The sequence below is a fragment of the Anaerococcus octavius genome (genome assembly GCF_900445265.1).
GTDB classification, from domain to species: domain Bacteria; phylum Bacillota; class Clostridia; order Tissierellales; family Peptoniphilaceae; genus Anaerococcus; species Anaerococcus octavius.
The window spans coordinates 19,380-33,343 of the sequence record NZ_UFTA01000002.1; the positions used below are offsets into that span (position 1 = coordinate 19,380).

The window sequence follows — 13,964 nt, forward strand, 5'->3', positions numbered from 1 at the left end:
AAGCATTAGTAAAATAAGTGTTATTTTTTTAATATTTTGCAAAAAAATAGCTTTAAAATATAATCATTATAGAAAGAAGGATTGTATGTCATATAGTAAAAAAATCAAAGTTCCATATATGCTATGTGATAGATATAAAAATTTATCTATTAGAAATTTGATTAGCATTATGGCAGATATATCACTCAACCATTCCTATATACTTGAAAAAGACATGGATATGGCAAAGTATAGATGGATAGTATATTCATGGGATGTGGAAATTATAAATGCTATAAGGGAAAATGATCGGATAGAAGTGAGCACCCATGTTGTTGGTATGAATAAATTTTATGCTCACAGAAATTTTAGTATAAAAAGAGATGGAGAAATAATTGTAAAAGCATATGGTGTATTTTTGCTAATAGATATAGATAGGATGCGCCCTGTAAAAATGATGCCAGAGCTTATAGAAACCTATAAAAGAGATGAAAAAATTTATGAAAAACCATCCATAACTTACATAAAAGATTTTGATGAATCTAAAGAAATCATTGTAAGGTATACAGATATTGATAGCAATTTTCATGTAAATAACGCTGTATATTTTGACTACATTAATGATTTATGTAAGTTCGATATAAAAGATATTAAATTTTTTAATATAGTCTATAAAAATGAAATTAGAAACAAGAAAGTTCTTATAGGTGAGTATAAAAAGCTTAATAGAGAAATAGACTATAGGCTAAGATCAACAGATGATAAAACAATTTATACCTATGGAAAGATTATAAAAAATGTATAAGGAAAATTTTGGAAACATACCAAATAAAGATAAAATAATTTCATATTTAGAAGAAGGATATAAAAACAATCCAGGAAAATGGGTTTTGCACTTGTGGACTATAGGAAAAACTGCTCAAAGAATGGCAAAAGATCTTGGACTGGATCCAGATATTGCCTTTGCTTGTGGAGCCTTGCATGATATTGGAAAATCAACTGGTGCAAAGAATGCTGAACATTTTTATGAGAGTTATAAAATATTAAGAGCTGATTCATATTTCTTTCCAGCACGTATTGCCCTAAGCCATAGTTTTCAAATAAAAAGTGTAGATGCCTATGTAGGAGCTTGGAATATATCTGATGATAGGAAAGCATTTGTGGCTGACTTTTTAAAATATAATGAATATAATGACTATGATTTATTGATCCAGTATTTGGATGGGATTATAAAAACGGAATACTTGGGCATAGAAAAACGTGCGGCAGGTGTCTTAAAAAATCATGGATATAATCCATATTTTGACGAAAGAAAAGAAAAGCTTTATGAATTGGAAGATTATTTTACAAGAAAATTAGAAAAACCAGTAAAAAAATATTTACCAAATTCAAGATGGTACAAATTTCCTTATAATCTTTTTAGGGAAAGTGGCAAGTAAACTTGCAATAAGATACTCAGAGTGTATATTATAAGTGAATTTATTTTACCACCCGTTGGAGGCAAGCTAGCCTCCAACTTTTTTTGTCTTTATATTGTATATAATTCATTTTTTTCTATAAATTTAAAAAAATATTTGACAAGCTTTAATGGACATGGTAATATTTACTTATCAAATAGTTTTACAAAACCATATGAAAAGAAGAGTAGTTTAGATGGACATTCTACAGAGAACCCAGTATTGGTGAGATGGGTGAGTAAAAATCTAAATGAAGATGGCCTTTTCTTGGGGTGAGTCGATAGTTAGATTCACACGGGTCTTCCCGTTATAGGAGTAGAGTATGATGGTACTTGATGAGAGTATGTATGCGTGAGCATACATAAATTAAGGTGGTAACGCGAATAATATCGTCCTTAGATTCTAGAAATAGAATTTAAGGGCGTTTTTTTATGACTAACTTTATGAAAGGACTGGCAATGACTAACAATGAAGTAATAAAAGCAAAAATCGATGAATATTTTGACAGGACGGTTGCTTGGAGAACTTATTTACACGAGAATCCAGAAGTAAGTGATAAAGAATATAAGACAGCAGAATATCTAAAAAAAGAATGTGAAAGGCTCGGTCTTTTAGTAGAAGATGCAAAAAATACTACTGGATTTACAGCCTTGCTTGATACAGGAAAAACTGGTAATACTTTAGGAATTAGAACTGATATAGATGCACTTCCTATACTAGAAAGTGAGAACAATTTAAAAAATAAAAAGACTGTAGTTTCAAAAAATAAGGGAGTAAGTCATGCTTGTGGACATGATTCACATATGGCTACACTTTTAACAACAGCAAAGATTCTAACTGATTTTAAAGATGAACTAAGTGGAAAAATTTACTTTATCTTTGAAGAAGGTGAAGAAACTGGCGGTGGGATCGATGCAATGGTTGAGCACTTAAAAGATAAAGATTTAGATGCTTGCTATGGTAACCATCAATCACCATTTTTAGAAGTAGGACAAATAAAAGTCTTAAAAGGCCCATCTCATGCAGGATGTGCTGGAGTAGAATTTGATGTTATTGGTAAAGGAGGTCACGGTTCAAGACCAGATAAGTGCATCAATCCTCTTACAGCTACTGCAAATATTGTTACTGCTCTTACAACAGCTTGGGTTAACCAACTTGATGTAAGTAAGACAGTAACTTTTGGACTTGGCTCTATAAATGGTGGATCTGCTTCAAATGTTATTCCTGATAGATGTAATGTAAAAGGGACATTGAGATTTTTTGATGATAAAGCTGGGGAAGATGCTCTCGAAGTTTTAAAAGAGGTAGTAAATACTACTGCTAGGGCTCATAAATGCTATGTGCAATTTTCTGATTATACAAGAATAGTTGCTTATCCAACTATCAATGATCCAGATCTTGCGGAAAAAGTTATAACATCTCTTAATGATATTTATCCAACATCCTTCTTAGATGGTAATCCCACTTATGGCTCAGAATCATTTTTTGGATATTCTAAACTTTGTCCATCAGTTTATACCAAGTTTGGAGTAAGAGATGAGAAAAATGGAATTTCAGCAGGATCTCATACATCGGAATTTGATATAAATCCAGAAGGGATCAAATACGCTGTAGGACTACAAGTAAAATTTGCACTAGACTTCCTAAAAGGAGCTTTTGATGATTGATTTAAAAAATATAATAGTAGACTTCGATGGCTTTAAGGCTGTAGATAATGTAAATCTAAAGGTAGAAAAAAATGATATATATGGAATAGTAGGATTTTCTGGAGCTGGGAAATCAACACTTGTCAGAACTATAAATCTTCTTCAAAGACCTACATCTGGTGAAGTCCTTATAAATGGAGAAAATATTTTAGATTTACCTAAGAAAGAACTTAGAGCAAGGAGAAAGAACATAGGAATGATCTTTCAACATTTTAATCTCTTAAATAATATTACAGTCCTAGATAATGTGATCTACCCTATAAGAAAATTAAAAATTCCTAAGGAAGAAAAGGTTAAAAAAGCTAAGGATCTTTTAAAAGTAGTTGGTATAGGAGATAAGGCTGATAATTACCCAAGAGAATTATCAGGAGGACAACAACAAAGATGTGCTATAGCAAGAGCTTTAGCATCTGATCCAGAAATCTTACTTTGTGATGAAGCAACAAGTGCCCTAGATCCCAAAACTACTAAGCAAATATTAAAACTTTTAAAAGATCTTAATGCGAAGCTTGGTCTTACAATAGTAATAATTACACATCAAATGGAAGTAGTAAAAGACCTATGTAATAAGTGTGCGGTAATGCAAGCAGGCAAGATCATAGAAGCAGGACCAACTATAGAAATTTTTGCAAAGCCTAAAGAGCCATTAACTAGAGAATTTGTAGAAACTTCTACAAATGTAGCTGAAACTATAGAAGAAGTTAAGCAAAATATTGGAATTCTTAAGGATAATGAGTTACTTGTAAAGCTAAATTACATAGGAGAATCTACTACAGAACCTCTTATAAATGACCTTTATGATAAGTTTGGAGTAAAGACCAATGTACTTGCAGGAAATATAGAGTTTATAACAGGAATTCCAGTAGGAAATCTTATAGTAAGTCTTTCAGGGGATAGAGAGAATTTAGGTAAGATAGGAGATTATTTAGAAGAAAGAAATGTTGATGTAGAAGTTTTAGGAGGTAAAGATGGGATTTTTTGATTATTCCTACTCCATAAGAGATAGGATAGCCCAGGACTTTAAGACAACCTTATATATGTTATTTTTCTCAGCAATATTTGCAGGAATATTTGGTTTAATCCTTGGGGTAATAATGGTTGTTACTGACAGGGATAGGATCTTGGAAAATAAAGTTGTGTATAGCATACTGGATAAGCTGACAAATATCTTTAGATCTATTCCTTTTGTAATCTTAGTGGCTCTTGTAGCTCCTATTACAAAAAATATTGTTAATACCAGAATTGGCCCAAAGGCTGCTATAGTACCCCTAGTATTTTCTTGTGTACCATTTTTTGCAAGACAAGTTGAGCAGGCTTTAGCAGATGTAGATCCAGGTAAGATTGAAGCTGCAGAATCTATGGGAGCTTCTCCATTTCAGATTATAACTAGTGTTTATTTAAGAGAAGGACTTCCAAGTATAATAAGAGCTTCATCCATTACTCTCATATCACTTTTAAGTTTAACTGCTATGGCGGGACTTATAGGTGGTGGAGGAATAGGTGATTTAGCCATAGCTGTAGGTTATCAACGCTACAAAGACGACGTTGTAGTAGTAAGTGTTATTTTGATATTAGTAGTCGTATTTATTATTCAGGCCGTTGCAAATTTACTAATTAGAAAAACAAGTCATTAAGGAGGAAAGTAATGAACAAATTAGGAAAATTAACTTTAGGATTAGCTCTAGCATTAGGATTAAGCGCATGTGGATCAAATGATGCAAATGAAAGTACAAACAAAGGTACAGAAGATAAAGCTCAAACAGAAGTAAGCGACACAATTAAAATTGGTGTTGTAGGTGAAAAAAATGAAGTTTGGGATGAAGTTATCAAAAGATATGAAGAAGGAACAGGCAAAAAAGCGGAACTAGTTAAATTCTCTGATTATGCTCAACCAAATGAAGCGCTTATAAGTGGAGACATAGATGTAAATAGCTATCAACATTATAAATTTCTAAATGAATTCAATGATGAACAAGGCGAGGAAAAAGTAGTTTCAATTGGTGATACAATGCTTGCTCCATTAGGATTTTATTCAAATCAAATAAAAAGCTTAGATGATTTAAAAGATGGAGATAGAATAGCTATTTCAAATGACCCATCCAATGGTCCAAGAGCCTTATTCCTCTTACAAAGTGCAGGAATTATAAAAGTAAAGGGCGAACCAGGAGAATCAATTACCCTAGATGATATAACAGAAAATCCAAAGAACTTAGAATTTATAGAAATGGATCCGGCTCAAACGGCAAGAAGCTTAGATGATGTGGTAGCAGCTGCCATAAATGATAACTTCGCCCTAGATTCTGGTTTAAGTCCAAAAGAAGATGCTATTTATCTAGAAGACCCAGAAGATCCAGATGCTAAGATTTATGTAAATGTTATTGCTGCAAGAGCTGAAGATAAAGACAATGAAGCATACAAAGAACTTGTAAAATATTATCAAACAGATGAGACAAAAAAAGATTATGATAAATACACAAATGGTGCTTGGATAGCATCTTGGTAAAAATAAAGGAGTAATAAGTTGAATAATTTAAAATCAATTAGCTTAGTCTTTGCTCTAATTTTGGGACTTAGCTCATGTGGAGCAAATAATGAGAAAAGTGCTAATGATAGTTCAGAAAATAAAAACCAAATAGAACATGCAAGTACAGATCCACTAGTAGATAAAGATGTTATAAAATTGGGTGTGGTCGGTGAAAACAACGAAGATTGGGATGATGTTGCAAAAAGATACAAGCAAGGAACAGGTAAAACTATAGAAATTGTAGCTTTTAGTGACTATAGAGAACCAAACGAAGCTCTACTTTCAGGTGACATAGATATTAATGCCTTCCAACACAAGAAATTCTTGAGTCAATTTAATGAAGAAAGTGGATCAGATATTGTAGATATAGCTGATACATCCATAGCACCACTTGGAATTTATTCTTCAAAAATAGATGATCTAGCAGATTTAGAAGATGGAGCAAGAATTGCCATTCCAGATGATCCAACAAATGGAGCGCGCTCATTATTTTTATTACAATCAGCAGAACTTATAGAAGTAGAAGGTAAGGATGGAGATCCAATAACAGTTGATGAAATAACTGCAAATCCTAGAAACTTCGAAATAGTAGAATTATCAGCGTCTCAAACTGCAAGAAGTCTTGATGATGTAGACATAGCTTGTGTAAACTCAGGCATGGCTGTAGATGCGGGATTTGTTCCGACAGAATATGCAATATATTTAGAAGATCACAATGACCCTAACAAACAAATATATGTAAACGTAATAGCAACAACAAAAGAAAATGAAAACAGCAAAGTATTAAAAGACCTTATAGATAATTATTACCACCAAGATGCCACCAAAAAAATTATAAATGAAGTATCCAAAGGATCATCAATTCCGGTTTGGTAAAGTTCTTTAAATGTTATAAAAATCTCGTATAGTAGTCATAGTGTAAATTATAAAAGTAGCTATGGCTACTTCTTATTTGGAAAATATTAAAAAAGAAGCAGGCGAATATAAATGAGTGATTTAGTAAAACTTGCCAAAGAGTCCATAAAATATTACTTGGAAACTGGCAAATACCTAACAGAATATGATGAAGAATTAAAAAATAATAACAACGGTGTTATAGTAATTGTAAATAAAGATGGTAAAACTGAAAAAAGTGGATCCATATATCCAACTAGGTCAGACATAGGACTAGATACTATCCATGAAGCAGTAAATGTAACTGTATTTAATAATGCAATTGACTTATCAGATATAGACATTGATGATTTATATTTATCTGTCTATGAGATTACAAAAATAAAACAAATCCAATATATGGAAGAATTTGGAATGTATCATGGTTTGCTTTTAAAATACAATAATAACAGTGCCATGGTATTTAGAAACGACTACGAATCAGACTATAATATGTTTGAAGATGCTATAAAAATAGCAAATGTAGATAGCCACGATGTTTTTACTATGGAGAAATTTAAGGTTAATAAACATCTATAGCTTGACTTAGAAGTTTTAATAAGTATTATAAAAATAGAAATATTATACAAATGTTATAAAGATCAGTAGCTTTTATGGAAGCTTTAGAGAGGCACGGTTGGTGAGATGTGCTAGTGAAAATAAAAGTGAATATCATCTTTTAGTTTAATAAGTGAAATCAAGTAGTTTATTACGAAAACCAATCGTTAAGAGTAATTTTGGAAATAAGTGGACCGTCTGTATGGACGGTTCTTTTTTAGTAAGGAGAAGAAAATGAGTAAGTTAAAATCTTTAAATATTAATGATACTCGTGCTCGTGAGGCAGAAGTAGAAAAATATTGGCAAGAGATTGACCTTTTAAATGAAACTTTTAAATCTCGTGAAAATGCCAAGGAATATATAATATATGATGGACCTCCAACAGCAAATGGAAAACCAGGTATCCACCATGTAATAGCCAGAACTTTAAAAGATATGACAAGCCGTTATAAAAATATGAAAGGCTATAAAGTTTTGAAAAAAGCTGGATGGGATACACACGGTCTTCCAGTAGAAATCGAAGTAGAAAAAAAATTAGACTTTCACGATAAAAATGATATCGAAGAATTTGGTATAGAAAAGTTTAATAAGCTTTGTAAAGAGTCGGTTTGGACATATTCTGATATGTGGCGAGATATGTCAGATCGTATGGGATACTTATATGATATGGATCACCCATATATCACTATGGATAATGATTATATTGAAACAGAATGGCACTTATTAGACAATGCCTTTAAAAATGGATACATTTACGAAGGTGCAAAAGTTATGCCATATTGCCCAAGATGTGGTACAGGACTTGCAAGCCACGAGGTAGCTCAAGGTTACCAAATGGATAAAACCATTACACTTACAGTTAAGTTTAAGAAAAAAGACACAGACAACGAATACTTCCTAGCATGGACAACAACACCATGGACACTTCCATCAAACGTTGCTTTATCTGTAAATCCAGACCTTGACTATGTAAAAGTTTTTGATAAAACTGATGATTGCTATTATTATATGGCAAAATCACTTTGCGAAAAACTTATGGAAAACCACGACTATGAAGTAGTAGAAACTCTAAAAGGTGCTGATATGGAATATATGAAATATGAGCAATTACTTCCATATGTAGATGTAGATTCTGACCATGCCTTTATAATCACCTTAGCAGATTATGTTTCAGCAGAAGATGGTACAGGTATAGTTCACTCAGCTCCAGCCTTTGGGGAGGACGACTATCAAATTGGACGTAAATATGATTTAGCGTTTATCCAACCAGTTGATTTAGATGGTAATTTTACAGAAACTCCTTGGAAAGGCCAATTTATTTTTGATTCTAATGAAGATATTTGGCATCATTTAGTAAATGAGGGCAAAGTTTTCAAGAAACAAACTATAGAACACAATTACCCACACTGTTGGAGATGTAAAACTCCATTAGTTTACTATGCAAAACCATCTTGGTATATTGAAATGAGCAAGTTTTCAGATGCCATGGTTAAAAATAATAATGAAGTAAATTGGTTTCCAGAAACAATAGGTGAGAAACGTTTTGGAAATTGGATTGAAAATGTAAAAGACTGGGCAATTTCAAGAAGCCGTTACTGGGGAACCCCTTTAAATATCTGGAAATGTGATGATTGTGATCACACTCGTACAGTTGGATCTCGCAAGGAATTAGCAGAATTAGCCATAGAAGATATTGATGAAAATATTGAGCTACACCGTCCATATGTAGATAATGTATCTATAAAATGTGAAAAATGCGGAGGCACTATGCACAGAGTTCCAGATGTAATAGACGTTTGGTTTGACTCAGGAGCTATGCCCTTTGCCCAACTTCATTATCCATTTGAAAATAAGGACTTATTTGAAAATTATTATCCAGCTGATTTTATCTGTGAAGGTATAGACCAAACTAGAGGTTGGTTTTACTCATTAATGGCTATTTCAACTATTACTTTAGGAAAAGCACCTTATAAAAATGTCCTTGTAAATGACCTAGTAGTAGATAAAAATGGTCAAAAAATGAGTAAATCTCGTGGCAATACCCTTGATCCATTTGAATTATTTGATAAATATGGGGCGGATGCAGTTAGATTTTATTCTCTATACGTATCACCAGCTTGGTTGCAAACAAAATTTGACGAACAAGGTCTTCTAGAGGTTAAAAATAATTTCTTTAGAACATATGAAAATGTATATAACTTCTTTACTCTTTATGCAAATACAGATGAGCTTTCAGTAGAAGAATTGCAAAATTTAGGCGATGTAAAACTTGAAAAAATAGATAAATGGTTATATTCAAGATTAAATAGCTTAATTAAAAACTACTACGAAGAAATGGAAATATTTGAATACAATAAGGTTGTTCATATGATTTCTGATTTTGTTGTAGAAGATTTATCAAATTGGTATATCCGTCGTAATAGAAAGAGATTTTGGAATACTGGACTTACAGAATCTAAAAAAGCAGTTTATAAAACAACTTATGATGCACTAACAACTCTTACAAAATTAATAGCACCAATTACACCATTTATTGCAGAAGAAGTTTATAGAAGCTTAACTGGTGCAAAAACTGTCCACACAGAATTACTTCCAGAAATAGACGAAGATATGATAGACGAAAATCTAGAAGCTGATATGGAACTTGTAAGAAAAATTGTAAACCTAGGTCGTGCATCTCGTGAAAAAGAATCTATAAAAGTACGTCAACCATTAGCTAAAATTATAGTTGATGGACAATATCAAGACAAAATTTCGGACCTAACAGGTCTTATAAAAGAAGAACTAAATGTAAAAGAAATCGAATTTGCAGCTGACCTTTCAGAATTTATGGACTACTTCCTAAAACCAGACTTCAGAGTTGTAGGACGTATTTTCCAATCAAAAGTAAATGATTTTGGCAAGTACTTGGCAAACGTGGATGCAAAAGATTTTATAAGCAAAGTTGAGAAGAATCCAATAGAAATAGATTTGGGCGGAGAAAAATACGAAGTTACAAAAGATTATCTAGATATTAGAATTTCTGCCAAAGAAGGATTTGATGTAGAAATAGATGGCAATGTATTTGTAGTCTTAGATACAGAAATTACAGAAGACTTACTAGATGAAGGATATGCAAGAGAGTTTATTTCAAAAATACAAAATCTAAGGAAAGATAGTGGATTTGAAGTTACAGATAGAATAAATATTTTTTATGATACTGATGATAAGCTAAATAATTCTCTAGAAAAATTCGTAGATGAAATTAAAAGTGAAACTCTGGCAGACAATCTAAAGAGATCTACACTTAAAGAAGAAAAAATAGAGTTAAATGATAAAACTATTGCTATGAAAATAGAAAGAATTTAATTGTTTAAGAAAAAAGACTAGATGAAAGTTAAAGAAACTTTTTCTCAGTCTTTTTTCTTTAATTAAATTTAATAAATTAAATTTTGCAATAATAAAAAAATATTTTAAAATTTCTTTAAAACTATTGACAAAACGTTTTCTTCGTTCTATACTATAGTAAAATAGTAGTGATGCATAAGGAGGTTTGAATGCTATTTAGAACAACTGACGAGCATGAAGCTTTACGTAAAAAAGTTAGAGCTTTTGCTGAAGAAAAGGTAAAACCAATTGCCTTTGATCTCGATCAAAAAAATGAATTTCCAGATGACATTGTAAAAGAAATGGGCGAACTAGGATTTATGGGCATCCCATATCCAAAAGAATACGGTGGTCAAGGCTTAGATGCAATTTCTTATGCTATAACAGTAGAAGAATTATCTAGAGTTGATGGTGGTGTTGGTGTAATTTGCTCAGCACACACATCATTAGGTAGCTGGCCAATATTTGCTTATGGTACAGAAGAACAAAAGAAAAAATATCTCACTCCTCTAGCTAGCGGTAAAAAACTAGGTGGATTTGGCCTTACAGAAGAAAACGCAGGTTCAGATGCAGGTGGAACAGAAACTACTGCAGAACTTGACGGAGATCATTACATATTAAATGGTAAAAAAATATTTATTACAAATGCTCCAAAAGCTGATACTTATGTTGTATTTGCAGTAACTACACCAGGTATAGGAACACATGGAATCTCAGCTTTTATAGTAGAAAAAGAATTTGAAGGATTTACCTTCTCTGATCATTATGACAAATTAGGTATAAGATCATCTTCTACAGCTGAGTTACATTTTGATAATGTAAAAGTTCCTAAAGAAAACTTATTAGGTAAAGAAGGTCAAGGCTTTAAGATTGCTATGGAAACACTTGACGGTGGTAGAATAGGTATAGCAAGTCAAGCTTTAGGTATAGGTCAAGGCGCTTATGAATCAGCTCTAGCTTATGCAAAAGAACGTGAACAATTTGGTATGCCAATAGCTCACTTACAAAGAAATACATTTAAACTTGCAGATATGGCAACATATTTACATGGTGCAAGACTTATGATTTATCATGCAGCAGATCTAAAAACTCATCATGAAAGATACTCTGCGGAAGCTGCTATGGCTAAACAAGTTGCATCAGACTTAGCTATGCAAATAACTACAGAAGCTATCCAACTTTATGGTGGTTCAGGATTTATTAAGGGTGTTGATGTAGAAAGATTCTTTAGAGATGCAAAAATCACTCAAATCTATGAAGGAACCAACGAAATTATGAGAGTTGTAGTTGGAGCTAACACAGTAGGTCGTCCTCCCAGAGTTAAAACAGTTGGAGGAAAATCTAAACAAGGCCCAATCGCAGGAGTTAGAAAAGGCGAAATCTTTGAGGGAGATCCTAAAGAAGCTGTTAAGAATTTAGTAGCCGCTCTTAAAAAAGACGGATACGACTTTACAGTAGGTATCGACCCATGGACACCAGTTACAGAAGCTGAAAGAATAGTAGTAGCAGGTCGTGGTATAGGCGATAAAGAAAATATGAAACTTATAGAAGAACTTGCTTACCAAGCAGGAGCTGCTATATCTTCATCTAGACCAGTAGCAGAAACACTTAAATACGTACCACTTGATAGATATGTAGGTATGAGTGGACAAAATTTCAAAAACAACTTATATATCGGTGTAGGAGTATCAGGAGCAGGTCAACACTTAAAAGGTATCCGTGATGCATCTACAATAGTTGCAATTAATAATAGCAAAAACGCTCCAATATTTGCAAATGCTGATTATGGTATAGTTGGAGACTTTAAAGAAGTATTACCATTATTAATAAAAGAATTAGACAATGGTGAGGAAAAGAAACCAGCTCCACCAATGAAAAAGGTAAAAAGAAGCAAACCACGTAAAATGGCACCAAAAGAAGATTTATATGTAGATTTAGGTTCAGGTTATGAATATGATCCAGAAGTTGGAGATCCAACTCAAGGTATAGAAGCAGGTACACCATTTGATAAATTACCAGATTCTTGGGTATCACCAGTATCAGGTGAAGCAAAAGAAGAATTCATTAAAGTTGAATTCCCAGAGGATAGAAAGTAGGCAAGTATGTATACAGTTAGAAAAGTAACAGATGACTTATATTATGTAGGTGGGGATGATAGAAGATTAGCTTTATTTGAAAATATATTCCCAATTCCTGAAGGTGTATCATATAACTCCTACCTACTAATGGATGAAAAAACAGTTTTAGTAGACGCAGTAGACTGGGCAATTACACGTGAATATATATTAAATGTTGACCGTGTATTAGATGGACGTGAATTAGATTATCTTATAGTAAATCACATGGAACCAGACCATTGTTCATCAATCGAGCTAATGCTACAAAGATATCCAAACCTAAAAATTATCTCAAGTGAAAAAGCTATACTTTTCATGAGACAATTTGGCTATCACGTAGATGATAGATATATAGAAGTAAAAGAAGGCGATACCATGAACTTTGGTAAACATACCTTAGCTTTTGTAGAAGCACCAATGGTTCACTGGCCAGAAGTACTAATGACTTATGATACAACTGATGGAGTATTATTCTCAGCAGATGCCTTTGGTTCATTTATAGCGAATAATGGTAGATTGTTTGCCGATGAAGTTGATTGGGATCGTGATTATCTAGATGAAGCACGTCGCTATTACACGAATATCGTAGGAAAATACGGTACATTTGTACAAAAAGCTTTGGAAAAAGCTGGTGGATTAGATATAAAATATATCTGCCCACTTCACGGACTTGTATGGAGAGATAATTTTGGATATATCTTAGATAAATATACACACTGGGCAACATATGAACCAGAAGAAGATGGTGTATTAATTGTCTATGCTTCTATGTATGGTAATACAGAATTTGCAGCTCAAGCTCTAGCAGCAAAACTATGTGAAGCAGGTATTACAAATATCAGCCTAAGAGATGTATCCAATACTCACGTTTCAGTTCTAATAGCAGAAGCTTTCAAGTATTCAAATATAGTACTGGCATCAGTGACATATAACTTAGGTGTTTATCCACCAATGCAAAATTTCATCGAAGATATGAAAGCTTTAAATGTTCAAAATAGAGCTGTATCTATTATAGATAATGGTTCATGGGCTCCACAAGCAGGAGAAAAAATGGAAAAATATCTAGATGAAGAAATGAAACTCATGGATGTTCTTCCAGAGCAATTAAACATGGTAAGCTCATTAAAAGCAATGAAAGAACCAGATATGGATGCTATAGTAGAAGGAATCCAAGATTCTATTAAAAAACGTAAAGAAGAAAAAGAAAAATCTGCATCACAAAATAAGAAAAAATAATATAAAAATAAAAAAGCTGGCAGCAGATAGCCAGCTTTTTCTTTTTTTAAAGTCGAATTTTTTTATTTTAAAGATAAAGTATTTATAG

The 13,964-nt window shown here is 32.5% G+C and carries 11 protein-coding genes and 1 other annotated feature; all 11 genes read left to right on the forward strand.

Going from position 1 to position 13,964, the window contains the following annotated elements; translation table 11 throughout:
* The first annotated feature begins 85 nt into the window (after nucleotides 1–85).
* The 11 genes from DY249_RS00225 (at nucleotide 86) to DY249_RS00280 (ending at nucleotide 13,876) form a co-directional block, all read left to right on the forward strand.
* Nucleotides 86–784 carry an acyl-[acyl-carrier-protein] thioesterase gene (locus tag DY249_RS00225; protein WP_115594764.1) on the forward strand — a complete coding sequence of 233 codons (699 nt, stop codon included), beginning with the start codon at nucleotides 86–88 and terminating at the stop codon, nucleotides 782–784.
* Entirely contained in the window at nucleotides 777–1,418 is a 642-nt protein-coding gene (locus DY249_RS00230; protein ID WP_115594765.1) for an HD domain-containing protein, read from the forward strand. Before DY249_RS00225 ends, DY249_RS00230 begins: the two co-directional genes overlap by 8 nt.
* Nucleotides 1,419–1,602: 184 nt before the next feature.
* Nucleotides 1,603–1,836: a binding site (T-box leader), on the forward strand.
* A 31-nt stretch (nucleotides 1,837–1,867) separates the two neighbouring features.
* Nucleotides 1,868–3,103: a M20 metallopeptidase family protein gene (locus DY249_RS00240; RefSeq protein WP_245943470.1), complete on the forward strand. Its 1,236-nt coding sequence runs from the start codon at nucleotides 1,868–1,870 to the stop codon at nucleotides 3,101–3,103.
* Nucleotides 3,096–4,124 (forward strand): methionine ABC transporter ATP-binding protein, encoded by a 1,029-nt coding sequence (locus tag DY249_RS00245; protein WP_115594766.1) that lies wholly within the window; start codon nucleotides 3,096–3,098, stop codon nucleotides 4,122–4,124. The genes DY249_RS00240 and DY249_RS00245 overlap by 8 nt, the downstream gene beginning before the upstream one ends.
* Complete coding sequence (locus DY249_RS00250) at nucleotides 4,111–4,776, forward strand: methionine ABC transporter permease (RefSeq protein WP_115594767.1); 666 nt, start codon at nucleotides 4,111–4,113, stop codon at nucleotides 4,774–4,776. The genes DY249_RS00245 and DY249_RS00250 overlap by 14 nt, the downstream gene beginning before the upstream one ends.
* 11 nt (nucleotides 4,777–4,787) lie before the next feature.
* A complete protein-coding gene (locus DY249_RS00255; protein WP_101540364.1) occupies nucleotides 4,788–5,645 on the forward strand; it encodes a MetQ/NlpA family ABC transporter substrate-binding protein in 858 nt (285 codons plus the stop codon).
* 18 nt (nucleotides 5,646–5,663) lie between these two features.
* Nucleotides 5,664–6,542 carry a MetQ/NlpA family ABC transporter substrate-binding protein gene (locus DY249_RS00260; protein WP_115594768.1) on the forward strand — a complete coding sequence of 293 codons (879 nt, stop codon included), beginning with the start codon at nucleotides 5,664–5,666 and terminating at the stop codon, nucleotides 6,540–6,542.
* 111 nt (nucleotides 6,543–6,653) lie between these two features.
* Entirely contained in the window at nucleotides 6,654–7,139 is a 486-nt protein-coding gene (locus DY249_RS00265; protein ID WP_101540362.1) for a hypothetical protein, read from the forward strand.
* Nucleotides 7,140–7,391: 252 nt separating this feature from the next.
* Nucleotides 7,392–10,505, forward strand: coding sequence for an isoleucine--tRNA ligase (gene ileS, locus DY249_RS00270; RefSeq protein WP_101540361.1), 3,114 nt, complete (start codon nucleotides 7,392–7,394; stop codon nucleotides 10,503–10,505).
* 188 nt (nucleotides 10,506–10,693) lie between these two features.
* Nucleotides 10,694–12,619: an acyl-CoA dehydrogenase family protein gene (locus tag DY249_RS00275; RefSeq protein ID WP_115594769.1), complete on the forward strand. Its 1,926-nt coding sequence runs from the start codon at nucleotides 10,694–10,696 to the stop codon at nucleotides 12,617–12,619.
* A 6-nt stretch (nucleotides 12,620–12,625) separates the two neighbouring features.
* Entirely contained in the window at nucleotides 12,626–13,876 is a 1,251-nt protein-coding gene (locus DY249_RS00280) for an FprA family A-type flavoprotein (protein WP_115594770.1), read from the forward strand.
* Nucleotides 13,877–13,964 lie beyond the last annotated feature (88 nt).

Coding starts and splice junctions, on each gene's coding strand:
- DY249_RS00225 (WP_115594764.1), top strand. CDS start 86: ATGTCATATAGTAAAAAAATCAAAGTTCCATATATGCTATGTGATAGA.
- DY249_RS00230 (WP_115594765.1), top strand. CDS start 777: ATGTATAAGGAAAATTTTGGAAACATACCAAATAAAGATAAAATAATT.
- DY249_RS00240 (WP_245943470.1), top strand. CDS start 1,868: ATGACTAACTTTATGAAAGGACTGGCAATGACTAACAATGAAGTAATA.
- DY249_RS00245 (WP_115594766.1), top strand. CDS start 3,096: ATGATTGATTTAAAAAATATAATAGTAGACTTCGATGGCTTTAAGGCT.
- DY249_RS00250 (WP_115594767.1), top strand. CDS start 4,111: ATGGGATTTTTTGATTATTCCTACTCCATAAGAGATAGGATAGCCCAG.
- DY249_RS00255 (WP_101540364.1), top strand. CDS start 4,788: ATGAACAAATTAGGAAAATTAACTTTAGGATTAGCTCTAGCATTAGGA.
- DY249_RS00265 (WP_101540362.1), top strand. CDS start 6,654: ATGAGTGATTTAGTAAAACTTGCCAAAGAGTCCATAAAATATTACTTG.
- ileS (WP_101540361.1), top strand. CDS start 7,392: ATGAGTAAGTTAAAATCTTTAAATATTAATGATACTCGTGCTCGTGAG.
- DY249_RS00275 (WP_115594769.1), top strand. CDS start 10,694: ATGCTATTTAGAACAACTGACGAGCATGAAGCTTTACGTAAAAAAGTT.
- DY249_RS00280 (WP_115594770.1), top strand. CDS start 12,626: ATGTATACAGTTAGAAAAGTAACAGATGACTTATATTATGTAGGTGGG.